Annotated in this window: 12 protein-coding genes; 4 read left to right on the forward strand and 8 right to left on the reverse strand. The window is 58.3% G+C overall.

The annotated features are described in order from the left end of the window. Window positions 1-38: 38 nt before the first annotated feature. Entirely contained in the window at window positions 39-1,052 is a 1,014-nt protein-coding gene (locus tag G411_RS0103730; RefSeq protein ID WP_084495449.1) for an AraC family transcriptional regulator, read from the reverse strand. Between the two features lie 200 nt (window positions 1,053-1,252). On the opposite strand from G411_RS0103730, the gene G411_RS0103740 reads away from it, so the two are divergent. Together G411_RS0103740 and G411_RS0103745 are read left to right on the forward strand one after the other, a co-directional pair. Continuing rightward, window positions 1,253-2,323 (forward strand): helix-turn-helix domain-containing protein, encoded by a 1,071-nt coding sequence (locus G411_RS0103740; RefSeq protein WP_022957833.1) that lies wholly within the window; start codon window positions 1,253-1,255, stop codon window positions 2,321-2,323. A 103-nt stretch (window positions 2,324-2,426) separates the two neighbouring features. Further along, window positions 2,427-3,956 carry an acetyl-CoA acetyltransferase gene (locus tag G411_RS0103745; protein ID WP_022957834.1) on the forward strand — a complete coding sequence of 510 codons (1,530 nt, stop codon included), beginning with the start codon at window positions 2,427-2,429 and terminating at the stop codon, window positions 3,954-3,956. 102 nt (window positions 3,957-4,058) lie between these two features. On the opposite strand, the gene G411_RS0103750 is transcribed toward G411_RS0103745, so the two are convergent. From G411_RS0103750 to G411_RS0103780, 7 genes are all read right to left on the reverse strand, one after another. After that, a complete protein-coding gene (locus G411_RS0103750) occupies window positions 4,059-4,466 on the reverse strand; it encodes a DUF6841 family protein (RefSeq protein ID WP_157581112.1) in 408 nt (135 codons plus the stop codon). Window positions 4,467-4,505: 39 nt separating this feature from the next. Further along, window positions 4,506-5,738, reverse strand: coding sequence for an iron-containing alcohol dehydrogenase (locus G411_RS0103755; RefSeq protein WP_022957836.1), 1,233 nt, complete (start codon window positions 5,736-5,738; stop codon window positions 4,506-4,508). Window positions 5,739-5,755: 17 nt separating this feature from the next. Further along, entirely contained in the window at window positions 5,756-7,309 is a 1,554-nt protein-coding gene (locus G411_RS0103760) for a long-chain-fatty-acid--CoA ligase (protein ID WP_022957837.1), read from the reverse strand. 50 nt (window positions 7,310-7,359) lie between these two features. Further along, window positions 7,360-8,487, reverse strand: coding sequence for an acyl-CoA dehydrogenase family protein (locus G411_RS0103765; protein WP_022957838.1), 1,128 nt, complete (start codon window positions 8,485-8,487; stop codon window positions 7,360-7,362). A gap of 9 nt (window positions 8,488-8,496) precedes the next feature. Then, window positions 8,497-9,666: an acyl-CoA dehydrogenase family protein gene (locus tag G411_RS0103770; protein ID WP_022957839.1), complete on the reverse strand. Its 1,170-nt coding sequence runs from the start codon at window positions 9,664-9,666 to the stop codon at window positions 8,497-8,499. 138 nt (window positions 9,667-9,804) lie between these two features. Next, complete coding sequence (locus G411_RS0103775) at window positions 9,805-10,578, reverse strand: 3-hydroxyacyl-CoA dehydrogenase (protein ID WP_022957840.1); 774 nt, start codon at window positions 10,576-10,578, stop codon at window positions 9,805-9,807. 44 nt (window positions 10,579-10,622) lie between these two features. Then, window positions 10,623-11,795 (reverse strand): acyl-CoA dehydrogenase family protein, encoded by a 1,173-nt coding sequence (locus G411_RS0103780; RefSeq protein WP_028968124.1) that lies wholly within the window; start codon window positions 11,793-11,795, stop codon window positions 10,623-10,625. A 306-nt stretch (window positions 11,796-12,101) separates the two neighbouring features. On the opposite strand from G411_RS0103780, the gene G411_RS0103785 reads away from it, so the two are divergent. Next, window positions 12,102-13,460, forward strand: a complete 1,359-nt coding sequence (locus G411_RS0103785; RefSeq protein ID WP_022957842.1) for a cytochrome P450 — start codon at window positions 12,102-12,104, stop codon at window positions 13,458-13,460. 118 nt (window positions 13,461-13,578) lie between these two features. Continuing rightward, window positions 13,579-15,084, forward strand: coding sequence for an EAL domain-containing protein (locus G411_RS0103790; RefSeq protein ID WP_022957843.1), 1,506 nt, complete (start codon window positions 13,579-13,581; stop codon window positions 15,082-15,084). Window positions 15,085-15,087: the final 3 nt, after the last annotated feature.

A 15,087-nucleotide genomic window follows, 5' to 3' on the forward strand; every position in this document is an offset into this window, starting at 1 on the left:
TCACCGCGCCTGCGGTTTAAAGGGAAAAACCCCGGCGATCAACAAGCCTGCAACATCATTCGATAGCGGCCTGGCGCCTGGCCGTACCAGCGTTTAAATGCCTTCTGAAAAGCACTCTGGTCACTGAAACCCAGCTCAGCAGAAATCTCCAGAAGACCGAGTTCACTGCGTGAAATTAATCCGAGAGAACGCTCTTTGCGCGCTTCATCCACCAGGCTTTTATAGCTCGTTTCCGTATTATTCAAGCGGCGCTGCAAGGTGCGCGGCGCTATCCCCAGCTGCGCGGACACTTCTTCCAAACGCGGCACGCCCTCCGCCAGCTGATTGACGATGCAATCCCGCACCTCTTTGATAATACGGTCTTCAAAATGGAGGTTGGACAGCTCGATCAACGCCGCCTGCTCCAGAGATTTGTGAATCGTAGGGTGCGGATAGCGAGTGGGTTGATCGAGGAAAGCCTTGCTGAAATGCACGGCATTAATCTTACGAGAGAAGTGCACCGGCGCCTCAAACAGTCGTGCTAGCTCCTGAGCATTGCCATCGTCCGGGTGAGAGAAATGCACTTCGCGGAAATCGCAGCCCTTTTCCAGCAGCGGTTTATTCACGCGGTACCAATTGGCAAAAAAGAATTCCACGAGCTGACGGGACACTTGCTGGCGCGGCGCCAGTTGCCAGCTAAGGCAGATGGTTTTGCTGTCGATCTCACTCAGCACCATGTCGCCCTGATCGATCAATAAGCGCGAAAAGCGCTGCATCGATTCCACCGCCTGACGGGTATTGGCGGCGCTCATTCCCAGATAATTCACCATGCCCCAAGGGCTTCGGGAACAATGCGTTCCGGCTCGCGCCCCAAGGCAAGGGTCATGCAGCAGCGTGCTGCCCGCATCCAGCGTCATCTCAAACAGCCGCAGTGGCACACGCCCCTGATCACTCAGGTGGGCCAGCGGATTCAAGCGCAGCAGCGAGTGAAGCTGCCGCTGGGTTACGCCCTGTCCGTATAAATATTCGAGAAGATTATCGAGGTACTCTTTGCATACTGTCGGTGTGCGCATGGCAACATCCCCCGGCTTGCATGGCAGTGCCCCATCGGCCCACTGCATTATTGTTATGGTTTCACAAACGCTCATGCCCGCATTTGCAGTGGTTCCAGACTAGCAAGATTCCCCGCCCACTTGTCCCCCCGCGCCACGGAAAGTATTATCATTAGTGACCGCCACTTTCTATCATTACCGGCCATAGCTGATCATTTCCTGTGCAACTTATTGAAATAGAGCAACTCGGCACCCGCCTCCTCAGAGTGCTGTGGCGCGTATTGCAAAGTCGTTACCCGGCGGTGGATTGCGCCGAGCTGGGCCGGCGCTGCCAGCTCACCGAGCAATGGTGGCAACACTACAGTGCCAACCCGCTGGCAGATGCATTGATCCTGTTGCAGGAGCTCCGTCGCAGCGAGGCACCCGAAATCGCACTGGAGCTCGGCGACTTGGCTCAGCTCAGCGATCTCGGCCTGCTGGGCTACGCCATGCTGACCTCGCCGAGTTGCGAACAGGCCACCATGATCAGCTGCCACGCCTTCAGCGAAGTGAGCTTTCTGGTGCAAGTGCAACTTGAAACCGGTCCAGAGCAGTCCCGCGTATTTTTTCACCTCACCGACAACGCCTTGCCCATTCAGGCATTGCTGATGGAACTGTGCAGCGTCGCGGCCTGGCGCTATATACAGGCGATTCTTCCAGAGGGACGCGCCGCGGTGCCCGACCGGCTTGAACTGAGCATCAGCGCGCCTGCCCACCACTCACGCTATCGGGAAATGCTGGGCTGCGACGTTATTTTCGACGCTCCGCGCAATGTCATCATGCTGCCCACCGCCTGGCTAAAACGCCGCATTCCCAGCGGTAACGAACAAGCGGCTGCCGACTGTGCCCGTCAGGTACAACGCTTGCTGGGAGAAAGCTACCGCAGCGCCAGCATCGTGCAGCGGGTAAAGCGGCTGCTGATGTCGCGTCCCCATGACACGGCCTTTCAATTAGACAACACAGCTCAACTGCTGAATATGAGCCCTCGCAGTCTGCGCCGTCATCTCGAAAATGCCGGGGTCAATTTCCGGCGACTGTGCCTGGAAGTCCGCATGGAATTGGCAAAGGAATACCTGACCAGCACCGGGCTCAGCCTCAAGGAAATTGCCTTTCAGCTAGGTTACACCCACCCCAATAACTTCAACCGGGCGTTCAGCGACTACTATGCGGTTTCCCCCCGGCGTATGCGCCAGAACAGTGGTCGGGAAGAGCCCGTGGCGCCCGCTAACCAAGCTGGCGCGCCGCGCCGCTAAAGCCCATCACAAAGGCTGGCACAATCGGTTTAGCACTCGCCCCTGCCGCGAGTTATTGCGATACTTGCCACCACCATAATGCGATCCGCCACAAGGGCTGACTATGACAGTTGCAGACAACACCCCCATTCTCGTTGGCGTTGGCCAGCGTACCTTTCGAGACAGCGGCCACCGGGAACGCACTCCCGTCGATGCACTGCAATGTGCGATTGAGCTGGCGATGGAAGACAGTGGTGCCTACAAAGCACTGCAAGGCGCTATTGACGTCCTGATCACCGAGCCCAGCCTGCTGGAGGTCACTCCGGAACTGGCGGCCCTGCTACCACAGTATCCGTCCATTGAACTGGCCAAGCGGCTCGGCTTCGACAGCCGCTGCCTCAAAGCCCCCGAAGGCGGCAACGGGCCGCAGATGCTGGTCAACCATTTCGCCCAACAACTGCATGAAGGCAAAGCCCGCGCGGTTGCCATTGCCGGCGGCGAACTGAGCGCCAGTCTGCGTGCATTGCTCGGCAACGGGCACGACATCAGTCACTGGCCAAAGGCCGAGCCGGGACAATGCGACGAACCCTGGCCCAATCGCGACGGCGCCAATGCCGAAGAGCACCGCCACAATCTGTGGCTGCCCACTCACATGTACCCGCTGTTTGAAAACGCACTGCGCCACCGCTACGGCCACACGCTGGAACAGCACCTCGCGCATATCGGCCGCATTATGGAAGGCCTTAGCCATACCGCCTGTGAAAACCCGGATGCCTGGTCTTACCAGCGCCCCCGCGATGCCTCGACGCTGATGAGCTTTGGCGACAGCAGCCCCTATCTGGCCTTTCCGTACAACCGCTATCTCTGCGCGCAGATGAACGTCGACATGGCTGCCGCCGTCATTCTTACCACGGTAGGTACTGCCCGTGAGCTTGGCATTGCCAGCGACCGCTGGATTTATCTGCACGGCTGCGCTGACGCCAATGAAGTGTGGTATGTCTCGGAGCGCGAAGACCTGTCCCGTTCAAGCTCCATTGAAATCGCGGGTAAGGCGGCGTTGCAACGCGCGGGTTGTGATATCGATGACATCGCCATCATGGATTTGTATAGCTGCTTCCCCTGCGCCGTCGAACTCGCCTGCGACGCCCTGTCGATCGACCCCTTTGGCGACCGTGCCCTGAGCCTGACCGGCGGTCTGCCCTACTTCGGCGGCCCCGGCCACAGTTACAGCCTGCACGCGATTACGACGATCGTTCAGCAACTGCGCGAACGGCCAGAGGACCGCGGCCTGATTACCGCGAACGGCTGGTACATGACCAAGCAGTCCATCGGCGTGTACAGCGCCACACCGCCCAGTTCAGCGTGGCAGCGCGGCGATGACCGCGAGCTTCAGGCACGTATCGACAATGCCCCTCACCCTCAGGTTGAGGCTGCCCCGGAAGGCGCGGCACGTGTCGACAGCTATACCGTTGTGTGCAACAAGGGCGTTCCCGATCAGGGCATTATCGTCGGCCGACTGGACAGCGGCGCACGGTTCATCGCCCACACTGAGCAGGACGAGACCCTGTTCAAGCAGCTACTCAGCGAAGATGTGATTGGGCAGCGCGGCCAGGTAAGTGCCGGGGAAACGCACAATCTGTTCCGCTTCGACTGAGCGAAGTGGCTCTCGAAAATATATCCTGCAAACATATCGCGCCAACACAGCCCGCAAACAAAAGAGGCCCCGGCAAAGGGGCCTTTTTAATTCCGCTCAGACTCAGCGACTGGCAGCAATCACCCTGTCGGGATCGTGGGTAATAATCGCCACAATCCCCCAGCCGCTATCCGCCTCGCGATACAAGGTGTAGCTCGCAGCGATTTCTTCCAACAAACGGTCATCAGCCTTCAGGCGATGGTAGCGGGCACTCACCAGGGCAATATCATCCGCCAGTTCGTGTACATGGATATCCTGAATTTCTGAATGGGAAAATCCCGCCGCTGCCAAATCCGACAAGCCGACCGACAACATTTGCACCAGCTCATCCGGGGCATTGATAGACAAGCGCAAACCGCTGGCCATCAGCGAGGCCGGGAAGTGGAAATAACGCGGCATGGCCGATGCATTCCCGGGACGGAATGCACGGCAATACTCATGCATAAATGCCGATACCTCTGACTCAGACACTATCCTTCCCCTCGCAAATCACAGTAAAAAGTTACCCGCTCAAGCCAAGGCCTCTGCAGTTGCAGCACCCGGCAGCAGTTGCCGCAAAATATCCTGGCATTCGGCGCGGCTCATCAGTACAGGCACAGGATAGCTGGCTCCCTCCTTGACCGCATCGGCGGCAATCGCGGAAATATCCGCCTCTCGCAGGCTGTCGAGCTGAGAGGGAATATCCAGACGGCGATTCATCGCCTCTACCGCATCGATGAATTTGTCGGCTGCCAGAGCATCGCTGTCGCCGACCGCAGCCGCACCGATCAGGCGCCCCAGTTCTGCCAGAGGCGCTTGCGCGGCTGCCGCAGAAAACCGCAGCACGGCGGGCATGACCAAGGCGTTCGCCAGACCGTGCGGCGTGCTGTAATGACGCCCTAGCTGATGCGCAATCGCGTGGACATTGCCGACACTGGCACTGTTGATCGCCATCCCCGCATAGTAAGCCGCCAGTGCCATTTGTTCCCGGGCATCGGCATCGCTTCCATCTTGATACGCACGAGGCAGATACTGAAAAATCATCGATACCGCAGCGCGGCTGTATGCATTACTGCTGTCTGAGCCCCACAAGCTGATGTAGGTCTCGATGGCGTGGGTCAGCGCATCCATGCCCGTCGCGGCGGTAATCGGCTTGGGCATCCCCAACAGCAGCTCGGCATCCAGCGCTACGGCCAGAGGCAGCAGCTTGGGATCGGCGATAAAACATTTTTCGTGCGTCGCGGGATCGGAGACCACCGCCGCAATGGTTGCCTCGGAGCCGGTGCCGGAGGTCGTGGGCAGTGCAAACAGTGGCAATGGCGTCTTCTTCACCTTGAAGTAGCCAACCATCTTGCGCGGATCATCGCCGTTGCTGAAGCTACTCACCAACGTTTTGGCGCAATCAATTGACGAGCCGCCGCCAATCGCCAGCACCGCATCACAGTTGTGCTGACGGCACATAGCCAGCCCTTCCTCAACCATGGCAAACGTCGGGTCCGGCAAAATGCCATCGTAAACCGTGCAGTTCACCCCTTCGGCCTCCAGCGCATCGATGGCGCGCTGTACAATCCCCAAGGCCACCAGAGGCCCGTCACTGACGATCAGTACTCGGCTGTAGCCCTGCCGGGCAATATGTCGACACAGTTGCTTCGTACTGCCAGCGCCACTGAAGGTCATATAGGCCAGCGACGGCATCAGCTTGAAAGGAATGGCGATTAACGCCAGATAAAGGCGATGTAGTGCCGTGCGAATCAATTTACTCACAACCAGACTCCTTACCGTCAGGCGTTCTCTGCCGTGTACTTAGGCACAATGCTGGCACGCAGCTCTTTTTTGAGGATTTTGCCACTGGGATTTCGCGGCAGCATATCGACGTATTCGAGATGCTTGGGCACCTTGAAGCCAGCCAGCGTTTTGCGGCAGTGGATCGTCAGTTCTTCCAGCGAGATCCGGCCCTGATCACCGGCGACCAGCACCGCCAAGGGCACCTCGCCCCAGGTTTCATCCGGCACACCAATCACCGCCGCATCGGCAATGGCCGGATGCGACATCAGCGTGTTCTCCACTTCGGCGGGATAGATATTTTCGCCGCCGGAAATCACCAGATCTTTCACGCGGTCTTTGATGTACAGATACCCTTCGTCATCCAGGTAGCCCGCGTCACCGGTATGCAGCCAACCGTCGACCACCGTCTTGGCCGTTGCTTCTTCACGCTTCCAGTAGCCTTTCATCACCTGAGGGCCACGCGCCAGAATTTCGCCAATCTCTCCGGTGGGCAGTGTCTTGCCCTGGTCATCCACAATCCGCAGCTCGGTAGCAAACACCGGCCGCCCGCAGGAGCGCAGCAGTTCCGGCTTGCTCTCCAGCGCACGCATATGGTCATCGTGTGTAAGGAAGGTCAATGCTGTGGTCGCCTCGGTCTGACCGTAGCCCTGATAGAACTCACAATCAAAAACCTCAAGGCAACGCGTCAGCAGATCGACAGAAATAGGCGATGCGCCGTAATTCATCCAGTTCAGATTCGGGAAGCTGTAGCTATCGATGTCGGGAACGCAGGCCAGCGCAAACTGGAGCATCACCGGCACCACCGACAGGTAATTGATATTGTCGTCGCGCAGGGTGTCCACCATCGCCACCGGGTCAAAGTCCCGGTGAATAATCAGCGAGCTGCCGTAATAGATCGCCATCAGCGCGCCAACCAGCCCCAGCGCATGGAAAGTCGGGGCAATCAGCAGAGAGCGATCCCCCGCCCGCGGCGCCCGACCGGTGGTCAGCGGCGCCTGCACGCTGTTGCAGATCACATTGTGGTGAGTCAGCAAGGTGCCCTTGGGCAGTCCCGTCGTGCCACTGGTATACATCTGAAACAGCACGTCGTCAGCGCGGATCGCCACATCGACCGGCTCACCCACACCCTCAAGCCAAGCTGACAGCGAGGGGGCGCCATCGAGGTCACCCACGACAGACACCTGCGGTTTCTTCGCTAGAAAGGGACCGATCAAGGGCGCGAATTCGCCGTCCACGAACAGCAGCTTCACCTCGGCATCCTCGGCTATAAACCCCACTTCGTCCGCCGTTAGCCGATAGTTAATGCCCACCGGCACCATGCCTGCGCGCGCGCAGCCAAAGAATACCAGCAGGTTATCCAGCGAGTTTTTGCAGAGAATCGCCACACGATCACCCCCGCCCAAGCCTTCTCGCTGCAAGGCAGCGGCCACATGGCCAGCGCGTTGCCAAGCCTCGGCGTAAGTCAGGCTTTGCAGGCCGTCGCTGCCAAATAGCTGACGGGGCCGCATGCGCACCTGAAAGGACAGATAATCAAGATAGCTTTCGAACATTCACTGGCTCCTGTCGTGCATTATTGTTGTAAAGCCAAGGCGGAGACGCGTTACGCCACATCTCCGTAGCGCAGCTCGGCAAACCGCCGACGCTGCCAGGCGCTGTCGCCAAACAGACTGTCGATGACCATCAATCGCTTGAGGTAATCACCCACACTCAACTCTTCGGTCACGCCCATCCCCCCGTGCAGTTGCACGGCTTCTTCCGCGACACTACGGCCCAGTTTGCCGACCATGCTCTTCAGCGCGGCAATATCCATGGCCGCCTGCGGCTCACCCGCGCTGTGTGAGCACAGGGCTCGCACCAACAGCGAACGACACTGCTGGGTCGCGGTATACATATCCACCATGCGGTGCTGCAGGGCCTGGAACTTGCCAATAGGCTGACCGAACTGCTTGCGGGTATTGCTGTACTCCACGGTCGCTTTCAACAGCGTTTCCATCGCGCCGAGTCCCTGCGCGGCCACGGCGATGGTCGCCTCGTCGATCACCCGCTGAATCAGCGCAAGGCTGTCTGCAGGCTCACAAACCAGACTGTCAGTCGCCAGCGTCAGCTGATCAAAACGCAGGTTGGCCACCGCCTGCCCATCCATCAACTGGAAGGCCTCGCGGCTAAGCCCGGCGCTGTCTGCGGGAACGGCAAACAGTGCCAGCGCATCCTCCAGCCACGCGGTGACCAAAATCACATCGGCGGCCATGCCATTGAGCACCAGAGATTTGCTGCCGTTCAGAACAAACCCCTCACCCTGCCGTTCGGCCCGGCTGTCGATCGCCGTTAGCTGATGCCGACTGCGACGCTCCAAATACGCAAAAGCCGCCTGACACTGGCCGGACAAAATCTCTTCAAGGTAGCGAGCTTGCAGCGTCGCATTGTTGCCACCGGAAAGCAGTTGGGCGCCCAGCAGTACGGTTCCCAAGTAGGGCTCAACAACCGCTGCCCGGCCAAATGCCTCCATTAACAGAGAGGTATCCACCACACTGCCACCGTAACCACCCAATGCTTCCGGCAAGGGCACGGTCAGCCAACCCAGCTCGGCAAAGTCCGACCAGACAGCCGTGCTGAAGCCCGCTTCCGCGTTCATGTAGCCGCGGCGCTGCTCGCTGCTGTAGCGCTCCAGCATGTATTTATCGACACTGTCTTTCAGCAGCTGCTGCTCATCACTTAATGAAAAATCCATGGCGCGCTCCTACAGTCCCAGGCCGAATTTGGCGATGATGTTTTTCTGTACTTCATTACTGCCGCCATAAATGGTGCAGGCGCGGCCATACATATACTCCCGACGACTGCGGTCGCCGAAGGCATGCCCCACCTCATGCTCGGTGGGCAGCACGCTGCCGTAGAGCCCGGCCACATCAAACTGCAGACTTTGTGCGGCCTGTTGCAGCTCGGTGCCCTTCAGTTTGAGCAGTGACGACTCCATGCCCGGCGCGCCGCCCTGCGCCACGGTCGCCAGCACACGCAACTCGGTGTACTCCAGCGCCATCAACTCCATCTCAATATCGGCCATACGCGCCTGAAACACCGGGTCATCCAGCAGGCGGCTGCCATCATCATTTTCCTCCGCCGCAAAGCGACGCACCTTGCTGAGCACCTGCTTGCAGTAGGCAATGCCCGACAGCGCGGTGCGCTCATGGCTGAGCAGTGCTTTGGCGTAGGTCCAGCCCTGATTTTCCTCGCCGATGCGATTGGCCACCGGCACCCGCACATTGTCGAAACTGACTTCGTTGAGGTGATGCTCACCGTCAATGGCAATAATCGGCGACACGGTGATGCCCGGGGTTCGCATATCGATCAGCAGAAAGCTGATGCCCTGCTGGGGCTTGCCGCTGTTATCGGTACGCACCAGGGCGAAAATCCAGTCAGCGTATTGGGCGTAGGTGGTCCAGATTTTGGTGCCGTTGATGATGTAGTCGTCACCATCGCGCTCGGCGCGGGTTTGCAAACCGGCAAGGTCCGAGCCCGCGCCGGGTTCTGAATAGCCCTGGCACCACCAGGTGTCCCCGGTCAGGATGCCGGGAAGAAAACGCTGTTTTTGCTCGTCGTTGCCGAAGGTGTAAATCACCGGCCCGACCATTTTCAGACCAAACGGCGGCACATCCGGCGCGCCGACCTCGGCCAGCGCACTGTCGAAAATATACTTCTGCGTATCCGTCCAGCCGCAGCCGCCGTGCTCAACGGGCCAGCCGGGCGCAACCCAACCTTTGTCGTAGCGCTTTTTCTGCCACTCAATGGTCGCGGTCTTGAAGGTCTTGGGGTTGTGAATCCGAGCGGCAAGTTGCTCGTCAAAATTGTCTCGAAGGAAGACTCTGACCTCGTCACGAAAGGCCAATTCTTCGGGGGAAAACGTCGCGTGCATAGCATTCTCTCTTATTATGGGAGGCAAGCTTTGAGCCTGAAGTCAGGCTATCAGATACACCTCCTGCAGCTAGGTCATTGGGCGCCGTTTGCTGGCTGCGCCCGACGACAATGTCAGGCGCAGCCGATGGATGCAAACTCAGCGTGGCTGCATGCGAATGCCGCCATCCATACGAATGACTTCGGCATTGAGGTAATCGTTGCTGATAATGTGCATCGCCAGACTGGCGATTTCTTCGGGCAGGCCGAGACGCTTGGGATTCAGCACCGATGCCGCCAGCGACTGACGCGCCTCTTCCGGCAGGGTCGCCAGCAGCGGGGTGTCGATCAGGCCGGGCGCAATCGTGTTAACACGAATACCGTAGCTAGCCAGATCGCGGGCAATGGGCAGAGTCATGCCGACCACACCACCTTTACTGGCGCTGTAAGCCGCCTGACCAATCTGGCCATCGAACGCCGCCACAGAGGCCGTATTGATGATCACACCACGACCACCGAAATCATCCAGCGGATCCTGCTTGCTCATCACTTCCGCCGCCAGACGCAGCACGTTAAAGGTGCCGATCAGGTTAACGTCGACGACACGCTTGAACTGATCCAGCGGAAAAGCGCCATTTTTGCTGACGGTTTTTATCGCATTGCCAATACCGGCGAAGTTACAGCAAATGTGAATCGCCCCGAACTTGGCCAGCGTGGCATCCACCGCCGCCTGCACCGACGCCTCGTCGGCAACATTGGTCGCCGCGAACAGGCAGTTATCTGCGCCCAGCTCGGCAACCAGTGCGTTACCCAGACCTTCGTTCATGTCCAGAATCGCCACCTTGCCGCCAGCGGCAACAATCATTTCTACCGTAGCACGCCCCAGCCCTGATGCGCCGCCAGTAACCAGCGCAACTTTTCCATTTACATCCATTGTGTGCTCCTCAATTTATCATTAATGGTTTCGGTAACAGCCACTCAAGTCCGGTCGATATACGGCGCGAACTTGTCAGAAAACAGATCCCGGGCAATGATCAGCTTCATCACCTCGGAGGTCCCGGCAAAAATGCGGGTAATGCGCGCATCGGTGTACATGCGGGAAATCGGATACTCATCCATATACCCGGCACCGCCGTGCAACTGCACGCCTTCATCAACCATTCGGCACAGCACCTCACTGGTATAAAGTTTCGCCTTGGCCGCATCTTCGGCGGTCAGCTTGCCTTCGTTATGCACCGCTACGCACTGATCAACGTATGCCTGTGCCACATCGATTTCTGTGCGCAGATCGGCCATTTGGAACTGCGTGTTCTGCATTGCCGACAGCGGCTTGCCAAACACTTTGCGCTCCATAACAAAGTCACGGGTCACCTCAAAGGCCTTCTGAGCGGCCGCCAGGAAACCCACCGCGCCAATCAGACGCTCCTCCGCCAAGCCCTGCATCAGGTAAACAAAGCCCAGAGTCGGGTCGCCCAACACGTTTTCTTTGGGAACCTGTACGTCGTTGAAGAACAGCTCGGCGGTGTCCTGTGCCTTCATACCCATTTTCTTCAGATTGCGGCCGCGCTCAAAACCTTCCATGCCGCGCTCAACCAGGAACAGCCCCATCGCATGCGGGTTATTTTCGGGATCGGTTTTCGCCGCGACGACCACCAGATCCGCATTGATGCCGTTACTGATATACGTCTTGGCGCCGTTAAGCAGCCAGTGGTCACCCATGTCTTTTGCGGTAGCGCGCATACCCGCCAGATCCGACCCGGCGTCCGGCTCAGTCATCGCAACGGCCAGAATGCACTCGCCGCTCACGCACTTGGGCAGAAAGCGCGCTTTCTGTTCGTCGCTGCCAAACCGGTCAAGGTAGGGGCCGACCAAACGGCTGTGCAGGGTATTGGTCCAGTCACCCGCATAGACATTCGCCGTTTCCTCGATAATGATCTGCTCAAAACGGAAGTCGTGGTCACCCATACCGCCGTACTGCTCGTCCGGCCAGATCATCAGAAAACCCTGCTCACCCGCCTTGGTGTACGCCTCGCGATCCACAATGCCCTGCTCGCGCCAGCGCTCTACATTCGGCGCAATTTCCTTTTCCAGAAACTTGCGATACGCCGCGCGGAACATCTGCTGTTCTTCGGTGAAATTTCTCGGAAGCATAGTCAGTCTCTCATCAGTGACCGGGCTGCAAGCGCCCGATAATTTGTTGTTATCACAGCCGCCCTTGATGACGACCCGGTTATTCCGGCGACAAGCATCGCTCTCCTGCCACATAAGCGGCAATGATTCGCCGTGACATACAATTGACATTTTCTTACAAAAAATTTCAGAACAAGCGTGCTGGCGCGACCTGACTACGGTCGTCGCTCAATGACTAGACGCCATTGAGCGACTGACCTACTGTTTTCAAAAAAATCGAATGGAATCGCCGCTAGCTCCCTAACGGCGGCCAACAGCAGGTGAAGCATGAGCAGCCCAAGCATCAACTACAGCGACTACCCACGACGCCCGAACAAAAATCTGACCCATATCCCCGGTGACAGCGGTCTGCCACTGTTCGGCCAAACCTTCCACTTTCTGCGGGATTATCGCGGTCTGGTGGAGCAGCGCTACCGCCGCTTCGGGCTGATCTCTCGCGGCAATACCCTGCTCCAGCACAACCTGATGCTGCTCGGCCCCGAAGCCAATGAAATCGTGCTGAAAAACAGCGAGGGGCAGTTCTCCAGCCGCCTCGCCTGGAACCCGCTGCTCGACCGCCTGTTCCCCGATGGCCTGATGCTCAAAGACGCCGACGCCCACCGTTACGACCGGAAAATCCTGCAAAGCGCGTTTAAGAAAAGTGCCATTGAGGGCTACCTCGACACCATGAACCCGCATCTGGAGCGCGGGCTGACGGCGTGGCCACAGAACAAATCCTTCTTCTTTCAGCACGCCGTCAAACAGCTACTACTGGAAGTGGCCGCCGAAGTCTTTTTGGGTGTGGAAATGGGCGATGAAGCCAGCAGCGTGAACACCGCCTTCGTCGACACCATGCTCGCCTCCATGGCCGTCTTCAAAATTCCGGTGCCGGGCACTCTCTGGTATCGCGGCCTGAAAGGCCGGAAACACCTCGAAGATTTCGTCATGACGCATATTGCCGCCAAGCGCGAAACCGAAGCGCAGGACATCTTCTCGCAGATCTGCCACGCCACCGACGAAGACGGCAATGTGTTCTCCGACAGCGCGGTACGCGACCATATTATTTTCCTGTTATTCGCCGCCCACGACACCACCACCAGCACGCTCTGCTCCATCGTCTATGCGCTGGCGAAACACCCCGAGTGGCAACAGCGCCTGCGCGAGGAATACCAGAGTCTGGGCACAGCATCACTGAGCTACGACGACCTCTCCAAGCTGGAAGACACCAAGCTGGTGTTCAAGGAAGCACTGCGCATGTACCCGCCGGTTCCGGCCATCCCCCGGCGCACCGTCAAAGACATGGAGCTGTTCGGCTACCACATCCCCAAAAACACCTCGGTTGGCCTGTCGCCATTGTTCACCCACTACATGGAGGAATACTGGAGCAACCCCACACAGTTTGACCCCGAGCGTTTCTCCAAGGCCCGCGCCGAAGACAAAAAGCACTTCTTCCAGTGGATTCCTTTTGGCGGTGGCGCGCACAAATGCCTCGGCCTCAATTTTGCCGAAGTGCAAACCAAGCTCTTCCTGTTCCACCTGCTCACGCGCTACAACATCAGCGTCAAAGCGGGCTACGAAATGCCGAGGAGCTGGGTGCCGCTGATCTTCCCCGCCGATGGTCTGCCCGTCACCTTCACGCCGCTGTAGGCCGCATTACCGCCGCACTGTGACTTATCCCAACGACGCTAGGTACTAGACCGCATTCTCGCCATCGCCGCAGCCGCCGATACTGACCCAGTATTGGCGTGTATGTTGAGTTACCACCTTGAGCCTAATAAAAATCGATCCGGTTGATGGCATACAGCGCGGCGAGTTCTACACCATTTTCGAACCACAAATCCATTTAAGCACAGGGGAAGTCACCGGATTTGAGGCGCTCGCGCGCTGGCATAGTCCTGAATACGGCAACATTTCTCCCGCCCGATTCATTCCCATGCTGGAAGAATCCGGGCAGACCTATCTGCTGACACGGCTCGTCCTGGCGCAAACACTCGACGCCCGCGACCAGCTTTACCAGCACGGCTTTACCGGCCAGCTCTCCATTAATATCTCGCCACAGGATCTGGAAGACAGCCACTTCGCCCGCGATGTCGCGATCGCGCTGGAGAAGTCCGCATGCCTCAGTCTGGGTCTGACTTTCGAAGTGACAGAATCCGCCAGCATCGACGACATGGTGCCCAAAGCCAATCTCACCGAGCTGTTCAGAATGGGGATCAAGCTAAGCATCGACGACTTCTGGACGGGGTTCTCCACGCTGGACCGTGCCAAGCTCAACGTCTTCAGCGAAGTCAAAATCGACCACAGCATTGTCAGCCACGCCCTCGATGATCGCGTCAGTCTCGCCGGCGTCTCTTCCATTATTCACCTCGCCCACAATCTCGGCTGGGACTGCGTTGTGGAAGGGATCGAATCGCTGCACATGCAGAATATGATGGTGAATCTCGGCGCGCAGCGTGCACAGGGCTACCTGTACAGTCGCGGCATCGACCGCAGCCAACTGCTGGACTGGTATCAGAGCAACCGCTTTCTCGGCGCGGCCCCACACGATGCGATGCCCAGCTTCAAGTCCGACTACTTTACCCACGACGAGCGCCTGTTTCTGGCACAGAAACACAACCCGGTCTGGGTCTGGGATTTTGACGACAGAACCATCAGTTGGGCCAACAATGCCGCATTGGCCTTCTGGGAAGTCTCTTCACTGACGGAGCTGCAAGCCCGCGACTTTGAAGATATGAGCAATGATGTGCGTATTCGCCTGCAAAGCATGCGCTTGCGCTTCGACAGCGGTGAGCGGGAAGTCAACACCTCGTGGACCTTCTATCCCAACGGCAATCCCAAGCATGCCTTCTGTGTAATGAGTTACCGCAAAGACCGGGGCAGCCAGCACGACTTGCTGATCAACGAATGCTTTGAAGGCTTTACCCAGCTCAAAAGCCAGGACCGCTTTATCGACCCGAGCATCAACATCCCCGTCCCCTTTCTGAAAGCCACCACCCACGGCGACATCATCCAGCTCAACCGGCATGCCCACTTGCTACTGGCAGAAAACGACATCGGCAGCCTCGCCGACCTCCTTCAGCGCGGGCTGGTACTGCCCGACGAGGACAGCGCACCGGCCACCTGCTATGGCCAGATCAAACTCATCTACCAGGGGCAGGAAAAATCCTTTGCCGTTGCCTGCGACCTGACGCGCATTGCCAGCATCAACGGACGCGGCTACGCCGTGGTATTTACTCCGATCAACAACGAAACAGGGGATGGCAGGGGTTGAGAA

The organism is Spongiibacter tropicus DSM 19543 (genome assembly GCF_000420325.1).
Classification (GTDB): domain Bacteria; phylum Pseudomonadota; class Gammaproteobacteria; order Pseudomonadales; family Spongiibacteraceae; genus Spongiibacter; species Spongiibacter tropicus.